Source organism: Pseudoflavitalea rhizosphaerae (assembly GCF_003991355.1).
In the GTDB taxonomy this organism is placed as follows: domain Bacteria; phylum Bacteroidota; class Bacteroidia; order Chitinophagales; family Chitinophagaceae; genus Pseudobacter; species Pseudobacter rhizosphaerae.
Map to the genome: position 1 here is coordinate 397,622 of NZ_RCSU01000003.1, position 15,400 is coordinate 413,021.

Sequence of the window (15,400 nt, forward strand, 5' to 3'; positions counted from 1 at the left end):
AAACTTTATTTTCTTACCTTTGGCATCCTGTCAAATTGGCTAGTTATCAAAGCCTAGCATCTTTTTTGACAACCATATCCGGATTTCACCGGCTCCTCTGCCTCCCTCTGTGCAAATGGATCCCGTGTGAGGTTAAGGTGATTTCATTTAAATTAAACAATTAGCTATAACATGTTAGGTTTTATTTCCAAGATCTTCGGAGGCAGTAAGTCGGAAAAAGATATCAAATCCTTCCTTCCTCTGGTAGAAAAGATCAATCAGCATTTTAGCTCTTACCAGTCACTTTCCAATGACCAGCTCAGGAACAAAACCCAGGAATTCAAAGCACGGATCAGCGACCATCTTCGTTCCATCGACGAAGAGATCACCAAACTGAATGCAGATGCAGAAGCCCTTCCCTTTAGCGATATCAATGGAAAAGAGGCCCTCTACCAGGAAGTGGACAAGCTCCGTAAAGACCGTAATAAAGCCATCGAGGAAGTACTCAAAGAGATCCTCCCCGAAGCTTTCGCCGTAGTGAAAGAAACTGCGCGACGCTTCAAAGAAAATACACAGATCGAATCCACTGCAACAGAATTGGACCGCGACCTCAGCGTGAAGAAAGATTATGTGCGCATCGAAGGCGATAAGTCCATTTTCAATAATTCCTGGACAGCCGGTGGCAACACCGTTACCTGGAACATGGTGCACTACGATGTACAGCTCATGGGTGGTATCGCACTGCACCAGGGCAAGATCGCGGAGATGGCTACCGGTGAGGGTAAAACGCTGGTGAGTACGCTCCCCGCCTACCTCAACGCGCTCGCAGGAGCAGGCGTTCACATCGTAACGGTGAACGATTATCTCGCCAAACGTGACTCCGAATGGAACGGCACCATCTTCGAATGGCTCGGCCTCACGGTGGATTGTATCGATAAACACCAGCCCAACAGCACTGCCCGCCGCAATGCTTACCTGGCAGATCTTACCTACGGTACCAATAACGAATTCGGTTTCGATTATCTCCGCGATAACATGGTGCATACACCGGAAGAAATGGTGCAACGCAAACACCATTATGCGATGGTGGATGAGGTGGACTCCGTATTGATCGATGATGCCCGTACACCGCTGATCATCTCTGGTCCCGTTCCCAAAGGAGACGATCAGCAATACCATATTCTCAAAAGCCGCGTTCAGCAACTGGTGGAAGCACAGAAACAGGTGACCAACAAATACCTGAACGAAGCCAAGAAATTATTTGCCGACGGAGATGATGATCCCAAGAGCGGCGGCCTGGCGCTGATGCGTGCTTTCCGCGGTCTTCCCAAGGCCAGCGCCCTTATCAAATTCCTCAGCGAGCCAGGCGTGAGAGTGAAACTCCAGAAATCAGAGAACTACTATCTCGCCGACCAGCAAAAACAAATGCCAACTGTTGACCAGGAACTGTACTTCCATATCGATGAGAAGAACAACCAGGTCGACCTCACCGATAAAGGTATCCAGGCCATCACAAGAGCAGGTGAAGATCCAGAGTTCTTTGTACTGCCCGATATCAGTGTGAACCTGGCAGAGATCGACAGAAGCGAAGCCTCTGCAGAAGAGAAGCTCGCACAAAAAGAAGCCATCCTCAACGAATACACCGTTAAAGCGGACCGTATCCACACCGTTCAGCAACTGCTGAAAGCCTATACCCTCTTCGATAAAGACATCGAGTACGTGGTAATGGATGGTCAGGTGAAGATCGTTGACGAACAAACAGGCCGTATCCTGGATGGCCGCCGTTATTCCGATGGTCTGCACCAGGCGATAGAGGCTAAGGAAAATGTGAAGATCGAAGCGGCTACCCAAACTTACGCCACCATCACCCTGCAGAACTATTTCAGGATGTACCACAAACTTGCCGGTATGACCGGTACTGCGGTTACTGAAGCAGGTGAGTTCTGGGATATTTACAAATTGGATGTAGTAACCGTTCCCACGAATATGAAAGCGGTGCGTAAAGATCAGGAAGACCTCGTGTACAAAACAAAACGCGAAAAGTATAAAGCGGTGATCGATGAGATCGAGAGACTGCGCGCTGAGGGCCGTCCTGTTCTGGTGGGTACTACCAACGTGGAAGTGAGTGAGCTGCTGGGCAAGATGCTGCAGGTGAAGAAGATCCCGCACAATGTATTGAACGCAAAACAACACGCCCGTGAAGCACAGGTGGTGGCTGAAGCCGGTCTGGCCGGAGCTGTTACCATCGCTACCAATATGGCGGGTCGTGGTACGGATATCAAGCTCGGGCCTGGTGTGAAAGAAGCAGGCGGTCTGGCCATCATCGGTACAGAGCGTCACGAGAGCCGCCGTGTAGACCGCCAGTTGCGTGGTCGTGCAGGTCGTCAGGGCGATCCCGGGACCACACAATTCTATGTATCGCTCGAAGATGAGCTGATGCGCCTCTTCGGTAGCGAGCGTATCGCCAAGATCATGGACCGCTTCGGATACAAAGAAGGTGAAGTGATCCAGCACAGCATGGTAACGCGCAGCATCGAGCGCGCACAAAGGAAAGTGGAAGAGAACAACTTCGGCATCCGTAAACGCCTCCTCGAATATGACGATGTGATGAACAAACAACGTAACGTGATCTACGAAAAACGTAACCACGCCCTGTTTGGCGACCGTCTCGCTGTTGACCTCGATGAAGCATTCTACGGCGTTTCACAAAGCATCGTAGGTGGATTCAAAGAGCAGAACGACTATGAAGGATTCCGCATGGCGTCCATCATGGGCTTCGGTATCGACAGCACCATCACTGCCGAAGAATTTGAAAAAGGAAACGATCAGCAACTGTCTGATAAATTATACAACGAAGCTACTGAACGCTACCAGCGCAAGATCACAGACCTGCAAACACAGGCTGTGCCCGTGTTCCGCAATATCCGCCAAACACAGGGAAGCCATATCGAGAATGTGGTAGTGCCTTTCACCGATGGCAAGAAAGGAATGCAGGTCCTCGCCAATCTCGACAAAACCATCCAAACGGAAGGCCGTGAGCTCACAGGCGCCCTGGAGCGCCAGATCACACTGGCCGTGATCGATGATGCCTGGAAAGAACATCTCCGCGCCATGGATGATCTCAAACAAAGCGTACAGACCGCTTACCTGGAACAGAAAGATCCGCTGGTGATCTACAAACTCACCGCCTTCGACCTGTTCAAACAAATGGGCAGCGAACTGAATAAAGACATCGTTGGATTCCTCGCTCACGCTACTATTCCTATCGAGCAGGACAATCCGCAGCAACAACAGGCGCAGATCCGCGAAGGCCGCGAGCAGAAGACAGACATGAGCCGCATGAAAGCCAACAAGGAAGAGATCGATGCCAGGGGCGAAGATTATGCCGCGAATGAAAACGATTATTTCGATCCCTCCGGAGCAGATTCAAAACAGGAACCTGTGAAAGTTGGACCGAAGATCGGAAGGAATGATCCTTGTCCTTGTGGAAGCGGTAAGAAGTTCAAGAATTGTCATGGTAAGGATGCGTAAGCAAGTCTGCCAGATCACATAACAAAAGGATGCACCCGGTAAAGTGCATCCTTTTGTTTTCGCAGTGGCCAGTCACTCGCCGGAGGCGAGCGACTTTTATTTGATCGCCTCTGGCGATCCTTCGCCAGAGGCGAAGAAATACAGGTCACTCGCCGGGAGGCGAGCGACTGCACTCCGAGTAAATGTAACTTCTAACCGACCTCAACCAGAACTAGTTTTTATAAATCTCGATATCTATCTTTCCGTCAGCCGTCACTGTTCCCCTGTACATCCCTTCCGTATTGAAAGGCATTGCTACGTTTCCATTCGCATCCAGTGCGATCAATCCGCCATCTCCACCCAGCTTGCCCACTTTACTTATCACTGATTTACCGGCATCCTGCACGGTGAAACCTTTGTATTCCATTTGCGCGGCCAGATCATAAGCCACAACGGAGCGGATATAGAATTCACCCCAACCGGTGCATGACACGCCTACGGTTCCATTGGCATAGGTTCCGGCGCCGATGATGGGAGAATCGCCTACACGGCCATATTTTTTATTCGTCATACCACCGGTTGAAGTGCCGGCAGCAATGAAGCCGCTCTTATCCAGCACCACGCAACCAACGGTCCCGAATTTATTGTCCACGTTGATGGCGCCTGCTTTGTGATAGCTATGATCAAGTTTTGCTTTCTGTTCATCTTCCTTGATCGCCTGTTGCAATTGCTTCCAGCGTTCCTCAGTGCGGAAGTATTCCGGCTTCACAATCTCCATTCCTGCTTCTTTGGCAAATTGTTCTGCGGCTGCACCCACCATCATTACATGTTCCGATCTTTCCATCACAGCGCGGGCAGCAGAGATAGGATGACGCAAAGTTCTTACACCCGCAACAGATCCCGCTTCTAAAGTTTTTCCATTCATGATACTCGCGTCCAGCTCATTCTTTCCATCATGCGTGAACACCGCTCCTTTGCCTGCATTGAACAAGGGGTTATCCTCCAGCACATGAATGGCGGCTTCCACTGCATCCAGCGCGGGCGCTCCTGTTTTCCATTTTGCATAGCCTGCTTCGAGCGCCTGCTGCAACCCTTTTTTGTAAGCCGCTTCTTTTTCAGGCGTCATTTTACTTTTGAGGATGGTGCCTGCGCCGCCGTGCACAACAATTACAAATTTGTCTTCAGGGCTCTGTTGCCATTCGCCTTTATCCACCCACCACCGGTACCAGGTGCCGCCTTTGGCTTTGGCGGCATCGAAGTCAGACACAGAAAAATACCCGGCTCCTGTTTCGCTGCCCTGGATCTCATATACACGGATCGCTTTCTTATCGGCTTTCCATTGCAGGGGGTCTCCAGCTTTCACCCGTTCAGGTGCAGTGGTCGCATCAGTGATAAGGAAATAGGCTTTGCCTTCCCCGATCACTTTTGCATTACCGTTCTCATCGATGCATACCGCTGTTCTTTCATCGGGTGCGATGCCTTTGGGAAATACTTTCCAGTCGTTGATGATACGGCTCAGAAAGGTAACATGTCTGCCCTGGCGCCTGCGCTGTGTATAGTGTTGATCCGTGAGTACATTCTTCAGGTAGGGAGGTTGCAGGAAATCATTGTTGTACAGCGTTACATTTTTATCGAATGGATCATTCAGGATCTCAGCAGTAGCACTGCCGGTTTCACCACTGTAATAAAATCCGCTGAGCACGGCGCAACCAGCGCTGGTGCCTCCTACCGGCACTTTCTTTTGATTGAGCAGGTAGTTGATGGCTTCGGAAGTTTTTGTATTTCTCCAGAAGTTCATGTAATTGCTCTGATCGCCGCCGGTGATGAACAGCATTTCTGCATTGCGGATAGTGTTAGCTACTTTTTCGTCATTGGCCACCTCCCGGGAATTGATCAGCAATGTTTCCACGGAGTTCACTTTTCCCAGTTTGGCGATATCATCGTTGTAAAGATAATCGCCGGAAGCCCTGATCACCACTACATCTCCGCCACCGCTGCGGTGGATCATCCATTTGAAAGCGCCATCCACATTGCCTCCGCCACCAATCAGTACCACGCCGCCTTTTGTGGGAGTGGTAACATCAGCCGGATCTCCGGTCAGTTTCAGGGAAGGATTCGATTGTGCATAAACGTTACAGGCTGCCAGCAAACCTGCTGCAGCCTGTAAAACGTATTTATTCCATTTGGTACGTATCATGATCAATAAAATGGATTTTGTTTCAGATTAGGGTTTACCCGAAGTTCGGAGTTGGGGATTGGCCACCTGTACTGTGCTTTGGTGGGCGGTAGGTTCACCGCGCCCAGTGCATTCACTGCATCCTGTGGCAGCCTGGTGATAGGCAGGTTCCATCTTCGCAAGTCGTGGTGACGATGGCCTTCAAATGCCAGTTCCTTGAACCTTTCCTTTTCGATCGCGGCCAGGAGGGCATCTTTGTTAGCAAAAGTCTGATCAACATAACCACTGATTCTGGCGGCACGCAGATCATTGAGGTCATCAATACCAAGCCCCAACTGGCCGTCGCCTGCATAGGCTTCAGAACGGATCAGGTACATTTCGCCGGTACGGAACAATTTAATATCAACCAGGTTGCGGTTGGTGGCGCCATTGTTGGTATACTTGATAACAGCATTGGGCATTTTTCCATCGGCCAGCCTTTGCGGATCGATCACGATATAGGAAGAGAAGCGGATATCATTTGTTTGATCAAAGAGATCCGTGAGCTCATGTGAGGCGGCGTAATAGATCCTGGAGCCTGCCGGATTGGTGAGGAATGTTTCCTGTGTATATACATTGCCCAGCGGTGTTTCATCATCGGAAGGCACTCTTTTCAGTTTCCAGATCACTTCAGCGGGCGCTTCTTCATGCCATATCTTCGGGAAATTGGCCCTGGAAGCCAGTGGCATTCCGTTGATCACTTCTGTTGCGTATTTGATGGCATTGGGCCAGTTCTTTTCATATAGGGCAACACGGGCCTGTATAGCCGAAACGGCCAGTTTTGTGATCCTGGTATTATCGTCAAAGCTGGCCGGGATCAGATCTTTAGCTGCTATCAGATCAGCATTGATCTTTTCCATCGTTGCTCCAAAACTGAGACGGGCGGGCCTGGAAAGTTCAGATCTTTCCATGTAAATAACCCCCATCGAGTCTGCCACATAGCCGGAAGCGAAATTCCTGATCAGCTCAAAATGGCAGTAAGCGCGCATCGCCAGCAACTCTCCTTTGTATTGGGCTTTCAATTCAGTTTCTTCGCCAGCCAACGCAGGTATATCATCCACTGCCGCCAGTACCCGGTTCAATCTGTCGATAGCTTTGTAATTATCATAGTATGCATCATGCTGAAAAGTTCCATCGTACTGCCAGCGATAAGTAGCAACACCACTACCGGTACTGTTTTCGGAGGGTAACATCACTTCATCGGTGATACGGGTAGTATAAAAGATGCTACTGTAATAGTTCAATGCACTGTAAGCTCCCAGCACTCCTGCGTTCACATCCTTTACATTCCGGAAAGCCTTGGAAGGATCTATATCATCCGAAGGCTTCAGATCGAGTTGTTTATTACAGGAACTGAGCCCCATTATTGCAGCAACTGAACTCAGTATGATGTTTTTATAGAAATATTTATTTTTCATGATCAGGGCAATTAAAAGTTAACGTTTAATCCTACAACATAAGTTCTCGGTGAAGGATAGCTGAACCGGGCATACTCATTACCATTTTCAGGATCGAAGCCTCTCCAATTGGTCCAGGTGAGGAGGTTCTGTCCTTGCAGGTTGATCTGAACGCCGGTAATGAATTTCCATTTACTGATCAGTGATTTGGGCAGGTTATACCCGATGTTCACATTTCTCAAACGCACATAGGATGCATCCTGAATATCCCTGGAAGTATAGTTCCTTGGCGCATCGATCCTGGGCAGGACCGCATTGTCACCAGGCTTTTTCCACCGGTCATACAGAAATCTTACAGATTGATTACTGGTGGTGAAGCTGGGATTCTCATTGAAATAGTCTTCATTGTTATAGCGCATCACTTTTGCATTGAATGAGAACAATGCATTGAAGTAAAAATCCTTCCAGGTAACGGCCGCATTGAAGCCGCCGGTGATCACAGGAATATATGTTCCAAAATCTGCAACGCTAAGGGTATTGGCGTCATAATCTGTTGTGATCTGGCCGTCTCTCGTATAATACTGAGGGTCTCCGTTATCCCGGTTTACACCGGCCCATTTTGGCGCATAATGAGCACCGTAAGGGAGACCTGGTCTGAGTATACCGGTATACTGGAATTCAAACTCTTCCTCGCCACCGAGATCAAGTACCACATTTTTGTTGTATCCCATATTTCCACCTACGGTTACCAGCAGGTCCCTGGTTTTAACTACATCTGCCTGCAGATCGATTTCAACTCCGCGGTTCCTCATTTTGCCGGAACTGATAGACAATTCGGTAAAACCTGAAGTGGCGGGCAAGGGTTGATCGATGAATAGATTACTGGTGATCCTGTTATAGTATTCAGCAGTCAGCCTGATCCTGTTCCTGATCAGGCCAAGATCAAAGCCAACGTTCAACTCTTTTGCATATTCCCAATCATATCCCGTATTACCGGGGGATGTGGGAATAATGCCAGTTTCACCACCATAGGTGGAAAGTCCGTACGTTGCCAGGTAAGCAAAATCCAATGGAAACGGGCTGGCTGTGGTACCGTAGCTGGTCCTGAAACGAAGACTGGATATGGCATCCACCTCAGATAAAAAATCTTCACGCTTTGCTTCCCAGCTCACACCAAAGGAATAGAAGCCATGCCAACGGTTATGTTCAGGCAAGGTGGAAGATCCATCATACCTGTAACTGGCGTTCAATGTATATTTATTCTTGTAGGTGTAACGGGCCAGGCCGATCAGGGAAGACATGGCATTTTCCGTTCTGCTGCCACCCAGAGTGGGGGTGTAAGTAGAAGGATCGCCAATGCCTGCCGGCGTATGTGGCAGTCTTGAATCCAGGCCAAATCCTGTATAACTGAATCTCCTGTACTTATTGCTCAGGAATTCATACAGAGCGGAAACTTCAATATCATGATCATCATTGAACACATTATTATAGGTAAAACCTGAAGTGGATACCAGTGAGGTACGACGGTTGATACCTTCCCCGAATGAACCCAGCCTTCCATTGGAAACCCTTCTGCCTGCATAGGAATCGGGATTGATCCATTGCTCTGAAGTGATATCCCGGTAATCAACGCCCAGTCTGGTTTTAGCAACAAGCCCCCTTGCGATGGAATAGCTCAGAGAAAGGCTCATCACCGTTTTCAGTTGATCCTGCTTGTTGGTGGTATTCAACATACGTGCATAGGAATCACTTCCTTCACGGAGATCGAAAACAGGATACTCATCACCATCTTCCGTAGTAACCAGTTTGCCGTCTGGCGCATAAGGATACTCGTAAGGTAGTGCATAATACACGGCAGACAACGGGTTGTTGGCGCCGGTGCCGTTTTCGTTCTGAATAAGATTTGATTTAGAGTAACCGATATTCAGGTTGAGGTTGGCGGAAAATTTTCCGTAGGTAAAATCGAGATTATTCTTCAGCGTATATCTTTTCAGATCGGAAACCTTTACAAGACCCTGCTGATCGAAATAATTGAGCGAAGTATAGAAACGGATATTCTGATTACCGCCGCTGGCGCTGATCTGTTGTTCCATGAATTTACCATTACGCATGAAGAGATCGCGCCAATCGGTATTCATGTGGAGAAGACTATCCACCATATGATCTGCTTCCGCTTTTTCTGCAGGCGATTTACCGGCATAATCAGGATTCAATTTGGAGTAGGTCCAGAATGGCCCGGCCTCTGATCCGGTTTCCACTCCGATCTCTTCTTCGAACTGTTTTCTTTCCGCGGAATTCATCATCCTGAACTTCGTGGAAGTAAGAGCGGATACACCATATTGTGATCTGTATTCCACAGCAAGCTTTCCTGCTTTTCCTCTTTTGGTAGTGATCACGATCACACCATTGGAGCCGCGTGAACCATAGATCGCTTTGGCAGATGCATCTTTCAGTACAGTTACTGATTCGATATCACCAGGGTTCAATGCCATGAAAGCGCCTGATTCAATGGGCACTCCATCCATCACATACAGAACATCATTATTGCCGGCAATTGATCCCACGCCGCGCAACAGTACCCTGGCGCTGGTTCCAGGCTGGCCGGAAACAGCGGAAATATTCAAACCGGGAACACGTCCCTGCAATGCCTGCTCGAAAGTAGCAGCAGGAACATCATTTATTTTATCTCCTCCCACAGTGGTGGCAGCGGAAACTGATTTATTCCTTGAATAACTGGTATAACCCGTCACTACCACTTCGTTAAGATTGGTGGCAGACAGTCGCATCGTTACATTGATCACTGGTTTGTTGATCGATACTAACTCATCAACATATCCCACCAAAGTAAACTCCAGGGTCTTTGCCTTGTCAGGAACCTGCAAACTGTAATTCCCGTTGGCATCAGTTGTAGTACCTGCGGAAGTGCCTGTTACCAGAACAGACACACCGGCCAATGGCTTGCCGTCAGGACCGGTAACAATTCCCTTAACCGTTTTATCCTGCGCAGGGTTTTGAGCAGTGGAAAACACTACTACCAGGTTGTCTTCTTTTACAGAATAATTAAGTGGTAATCCTTTGAAAGCCTGTTGCAGCACCTGGTCCAGGTCTGCATCTTTAACGGAGATATCGAGTTTTTTATCTGCCGGCAGTGTACCGGTATGATACACGAACCTGTACAGGGTTTGTTTCTCCACCTCATTCAATAACTGTTTGAGCGTGGCCTTGTGCAGTTTGAGATTGATCTTTTGCTGGGCGAATCCATTTGCCTGTACCTGCATACAGACCATCACCAGTAAGAATGCAGTGAGCTTGACAAAATGTGATAACGGCCTGTAGGAGATACCCGGGCCGGTTGTATGGGCAGTCTTCATAACACAGTTTGGTTTATGATGATCAAATCAATGGGGCGAAATATCGATGCAGGCATCCGCTATTTGCTGATAAGGATGCTGTCTTTCCGGATATCGAAACTGAAAGGATAAGATAATTGCAATGCTTCAAGCGCTTTCACCACAGATTCACTTTCGAACGTGCCTGAGTAGCGGTACGATTTTACTTCTTCACTGGCAAAACCGATCGGGATACCATACCATTGCTGCAGTCTGGCTGCAATCACTTCCAGGGGTTCATCCTCAATCTTGAGCCTGTTCCTCACCCAGGCGATCTCTTTGGCCTTATGGTTCACAGGATCAGGAAGCATCGTTACAACATGGAAAGGTTTGTTCCTTTCATTGTCAACTTTGTTTTCTTTATGAGCGTACACGATCTTTTGACTGGGCGATAAGATCACCTTTTCTTCAGGATGACCGTTCCTGGTGACAGCTACTTTTCCCCTGAACAAGGCAGTTTCAGTTGAGTCATTTTCCGGGTAAGCGCTCACATTGAACACTGTCCCCAATACTTCGATATTCACTTCTTCGGTATGCACAACGAATGGCCTGTTTTGCTGATGGGCCACATCAAAAAATGCTTCGCCGGAAAGATGCAATTCACGGGAAGAGGTATTGAAATCTTTTGCCAGCACCAGTTTGCTGTTGCTGCGCAGTGTTACAACAGAACCGTCTGGCAATACCACGGTCTTCCGGGGCTCATTGCCAGATACGATTCCTGTTTCAGTTGCTATGTGTTTGAAAGTTGCAGAGCTATCAGATTTGGGGGACGATAGCTTGAAGAAGAAATAACCCGCTGTTGCCAAAGCAAGCACAGACGCAGCAATACCGATTCGCCACCTGAACCTGTTTGGATAATGATGAGGAACTGTTCCCTGTAAAGTATCCTCTTCTTTTTCCAAAGCCATCTTGAGCATATCAAAACGGCGGATACCATCTTTTAGATTTTCCAGCTGTATTGAGAGATTGCCTTGTTTGGCGCTGATCACTTCAAAGAGGCGGACAGCCTCCTCAACAATTTCTTTTTGCTGTGGATTCTCCCGGACCCAGGATTCCCAGAATTGAATAGCAGTGGGGTCATTGCCCAGGCAATAGCGCTGAAAGGATTCATCGCATACGAGATCTTCAACAGTGTAGTTTTGATAATCCATGAAAGAGCCCTTTCAGATACAGAGGGCGCATTCCCGGATTTTTCCCTGAAAAAAATGGAATATTTTTTTAGAAACTTTATTAAGGAGGCTATTTCAATACTTTACGCAGTATCTTAATGGCGTTGTAAATGGTATTGTAGGCTGTTTTGATGCTTTGTTCCGTAATAGCAGCCACCTGTTCATAAGTATATCCTTCAAAGAACATGAGCCTGATCAGTTCTCTTTGTTTGGGTGTGAGTTGTTCAATTGCCTTGTGCAGTTTCTGCTTCAGCTCTTCATCATGTTGTACGCGGATAATGATCTCTTCATAAGGCAGTTCTTCGATCATTTCTTTCTCTGTGAGCTTATGGATAGCAGCATCGGTTTTGGAAAAATAGACCAACTTATCGATCAGTGATCTTCGGAGAGAAGTAAAAAGATAGGCCCGCACCTGCTTCACTTCATTGAGGCGGTTATGTTTGTCCCAGAGTTGAAAGAACAACTGGGTAACACAGTCCTTCACCAGCTCATCATTGGCGGTTATCTTCAGCCCGAAACGCACGAGGTGGAAATAGGTATTGTTGTACAGATCGAAAAGAGCCTGCTTGTTCCCTTTCCGGATCTCATCCCAGTAAATTATGTTCTGTTCATCATCTGTCATTCGCAGATTGTTTCGTTTGGCGGATGGCTTCTTCGAGTTGCTGATCCTGTCCCTGGCTCACTTTGCCATACTCGTTCATAACGCGAATATCCGGTTCTGTCTGATAGTTTTCCAAATACTTTCCGGCATTCGTTTTCACGCCCACGGTGGGTACGCTGTAGCTGAGGGTTGGATCCAGCAGTGTTTGTCCTGTCATCCAGGTACAACTGCCGGGCACCGGCATGCCGATCAGTTTGCCCATATGAAGATATTGATAGTCGTACACAAAGCAGTGACCATCGCTGTAATTTGATTCGCCGGCCAGCACCAGGCTTGGTTTGGTCCAGCGGAAACCCGGTTCTATACCGGCAAGAAAATGATCATTTGTGTTGCTCCTGGTCCTGGTGCCACTCAGGAAACTAATGAGTTCAGGGGCCAGGTCGCCGCCACGGTTGAAGCGGGTATCAACAATGATGCCTTTGCAGTGATGGTATCTTCCCAATATTTCTTCATACACACTCCGGTAGGCAGCATCATTCATCCTGTAAAGATGAACATAGCCCCATTCGCCATTGGTGGTTTTTTCGGTTTCAAGACGATTGCGTTCTACCCAACGCTGATAAAGAAGATCGGCTTCTTCCGATGGAGTAAGTGCTGTTATTTCAATTTTGCGGACCTGCCCAGCGCTTTTCAATTCCAGTTCTATCTTTTTCCCTGATTTTCCCGCCAGGTAATAATCGATGTCTTTATCAGCAGCTATCGTTGATCCATCAACGCTGAGGATGATATCTCCGGGCTTTACCTCAAAGGATGCCCGGGCAAGCGGAGAATTAGAGATAATTTCTTCGATCTTCATACCTGCTCCTTCATATTGCTGATCATAGAAAACTCCCAGTGATCCTGTTATTTCAATATCCCTGCGCTTTCTGTTGAATGCAGCACCGGTATGGCTTACATTCAACTCTCCCAATAACTCGTTGAGCATTTCGGCAAAGTCGAAATTGTTATCGATGCCGCTGAGGTATTTGCGGTAATCATTGCCGAGCTGTTTCCAGTTGGCATCGTGATACCCGGCTGTATAAAATGTCTGGCCTGTTCTTCGCCAGACATGATCGAACATTGCTGCTCTTTCTTTTGCAGGATCGATGATTATTTCAGTTTTGATGTTTACCGGTTGTTGGACAGCAGTTGCGGGATCAATGCGGATCAGTTGCCCATCCGATAGCAGGTACAACCATTTTTGTTCTTTATCCCATTGCAAACTCCCGGCTGGCAATTTCAGCTGTAGTAGTCTTTTTGTTTCTTTTGATTGGAGATCGGTTTTCCAGAGGTCATATTGATTTTCCAGTTTTGCGAGATAGTATAGTGTGTTTCCATCTTTACTCAATACAGCATCTGCAATCATTGAGGAAACGGTAGTGAGCCTTTGCACATCTTTTTGCCGTCTTTCTGCAAAATCCCACCTGGTATTCTCATCCGTGAAAAAAGCGAACATATCAGTCTGAGCCGGACCGCTATTATCGAAACTATGCAAACCAGAACGATCACTGGAAAAAAGGATCACTTTCCCATTCATCATCCATTTTGGTCTTGTTTCACTAAAGCCACTCCTGGTGAGGTTGATGAGGCGGTCATTACCTGAAGCCTCGATGATGCCCACTTCATCATTTCCGGCCCCCTGTTCTGTGAATTGTACCAGCAGCCAACGGCTATCGGGGCTCCATTCAAAATACTGGTCCCGATCCCGCCTGCTCACCAATTGTTCACCGGTAAGTATTTCGCGGGAGTTTCCTGTTGCGATATTGTACACCCTGAGTGTATTCCTGTTGGCAATATAAGCGATCTCCTTTCCGTTGGGCGACCAGGCAGGCTGGTAATTTTCCTGGTCATTGCCGATCAGTTCCTTCTCTATTATTTGAGCAGCATCGAAAAAATTATTTCCGGGAGCAACCTCGGCCTGCATGATCTTCCAGGTCCCGGTATTTTCGCTGGCATATAACAGTGAGTGGCCATCGGGAGCAAAGCTCAAACCAGCCTCCTCTGAGGGTGTGTTTGTAATGCGTCTGATTTCTTTTCCATGTATGTTACTGACAAAAACTTCACCCCTTGCGATGAATGCCATTTCCTTTCCGGAAGGTGAAACGGCAAACTCACTTGCCTCTGTGATGGCTACCTGTTTAAGCGCCTGCTGTGGGGTTACCGGAATCCTGATCAGGACTTTCTTCGGCGCAGCATTATTTTTTTTGATCCAGATCTCTCCATCGTACCCGAAACAAATGGTATTGTTCTTTGCAATGCTGAGGAACCGGACAGGATGGTCTTTAAAAAAAGTCAGTTGCCTGGGCTGATCTTTTCCCGAAAGTGAAGATTGAAAAACATTGAAGCTGCCTGATCTTTCGCTTAAAAAATAAATAGCTGCTTGATCGGCAGAGAACACAGGGCTTCTGTCTTCTCCAATGAATTCACTTAGTTGACGGTGCGAATCAGCATGCTGATCATATACCCAGATATTTCTTGCAGCGGAAGAAACCTGGTGTTTACGCCAGGGATTCTCTCTTGCCTTTCGATCGTGATAAATGATAAGATTCCCATCTGCACTGAGTTTAGCGTCTTCAGCAGGGGTGGTCAGTAATTGTTTTACCCTGCCGCCCGCAGCAGGTACAGTATACAATTCAGGTAATGATTCGGATGGGAATTGCCGGCAGGCAGGAGCATCCATTCTCGCTGCGGAAAAAACAATGGTATTTCCATTAGCCATAAAGTCTGAGGGGAATTCATCGGCAGCATGCCATGTGAGTTGTTTTGCTTCGCCACCTTGTGCAGGAACAATATACAGATCAAAATTACCGGAACGGTTTCCGGCAAAGGCGATCTGCCTGGCATCGCGGCTCCAGACCGGCATCAGCTCCTGCCCATCCAATTGTACCAACAACTTTGCTGATCCTCCGGATGCAGGAACAGTGTAGAGGTCGCCATGATAGGAAAACACGATCGTTTTTCCATCTGGTGAGAGTGCAGGATATCTTAACCAGGTAGGACTGTTTTGTGCCGTCAGTACAGAATTACACAATACAGAAATCAAAATCAGAACAACGCCTTTCATGTGTGGCCATGCATTGATGAGCGGGTAATTTACAAAA

The 15,400-nt window shown here is 47.7% G+C and carries 7 protein-coding genes; 1 reads left to right on the forward strand and 6 read right to left on the reverse strand.

The features are described from left to right. Positions 1-171: 171 nt before the first annotated feature. Positions 172-3,510 (forward strand): preprotein translocase subunit SecA, encoded by a 3,339-nt coding sequence (secA, locus tag D9Y29_RS07415; RefSeq protein ID WP_127126557.1) that lies wholly within the window; start codon positions 172-174, stop codon positions 3,508-3,510. Between the two features lie 211 nt (positions 3,511-3,721). Here secA and D9Y29_RS07420 read toward each other — a convergent pair whose 3' ends face one another. The 6 genes from D9Y29_RS07420 to D9Y29_RS07445 all read right to left on the reverse strand — a co-directional run bounded on the left by D9Y29_RS07420 (position 3,722) and on the right by D9Y29_RS07445 (position 15,363). Further along, the gene (locus D9Y29_RS07420; protein ID WP_241237871.1) at positions 3,722-5,686 is read right to left on the reverse strand and encodes an isoaspartyl peptidase/L-asparaginase; all 1,965 of its coding nucleotides are present in this window, start codon (positions 5,684-5,686) and stop codon (positions 3,722-3,724) included. 2 nt (positions 5,687-5,688) lie between these two features. Then, complete coding sequence (locus D9Y29_RS07425; protein ID WP_127126559.1) at positions 5,689-7,122, reverse strand: RagB/SusD family nutrient uptake outer membrane protein; 1,434 nt, start codon at positions 7,120-7,122, stop codon at positions 5,689-5,691. Between the two features lie 11 nt (positions 7,123-7,133). After that, positions 7,134-10,472, reverse strand: a complete 3,339-nt coding sequence (locus D9Y29_RS07430; protein WP_127126561.1) for a TonB-dependent receptor — start codon at positions 10,470-10,472, stop codon at positions 7,134-7,136. A 59-nt stretch (positions 10,473-10,531) separates the two neighbouring features. Continuing rightward, positions 10,532-11,641, reverse strand: a complete 1,110-nt coding sequence (locus D9Y29_RS07435) for a FecR family protein (protein ID WP_127126563.1) — start codon at positions 11,639-11,641, stop codon at positions 10,532-10,534. Positions 11,642-11,729: 88 nt separating this feature from the next. Next, positions 11,730-12,281, reverse strand: a complete 552-nt coding sequence (locus D9Y29_RS07440) for an RNA polymerase sigma factor (RefSeq protein ID WP_127126565.1) — start codon at positions 12,279-12,281, stop codon at positions 11,730-11,732. Then, positions 12,271-15,363 (reverse strand): S41 family peptidase, encoded by a 3,093-nt coding sequence (locus tag D9Y29_RS07445; protein WP_127126567.1) that lies wholly within the window; start codon positions 15,361-15,363, stop codon positions 12,271-12,273. Before D9Y29_RS07445 ends, D9Y29_RS07440 begins: the two co-directional genes overlap by 11 nt. Between the last annotated feature and the right edge of the window lie 37 nt (positions 15,364-15,400).

Coding starts and splice junctions, on each gene's coding strand:
- D9Y29_RS07430 (WP_127126561.1), bottom strand. CDS start 10,472: ATGAAGACTGCCCATACAACCGGCCCGGGTATCTCCTACAGGCCGTTA.
- D9Y29_RS07420 (WP_241237871.1), bottom strand. CDS start 5,686: ATGATACGTACCAAATGGAATAAATACGTTTTACAGGCTGCAGCAGGT.
- D9Y29_RS07425 (WP_127126559.1), bottom strand. CDS start 7,122: ATGAAAAATAAATATTTCTATAAAAACATCATACTGAGTTCAGTTGCT.
- D9Y29_RS07435 (WP_127126563.1), bottom strand. CDS start 11,641: ATGGATTATCAAAACTACACTGTTGAAGATCTCGTATGCGATGAATCC.
- D9Y29_RS07440 (WP_127126565.1), bottom strand. CDS start 12,281: ATGACAGATGATGAACAGAACATAATTTACTGGGATGAGATCCGGAAA.
- secA (WP_127126557.1), top strand. CDS start 172: ATGTTAGGTTTTATTTCCAAGATCTTCGGAGGCAGTAAGTCGGAAAAA.
- D9Y29_RS07445 (WP_127126567.1), bottom strand. CDS start 15,363: ATGAAAGGCGTTGTTCTGATTTTGATTTCTGTATTGTGTAATTCTGTA.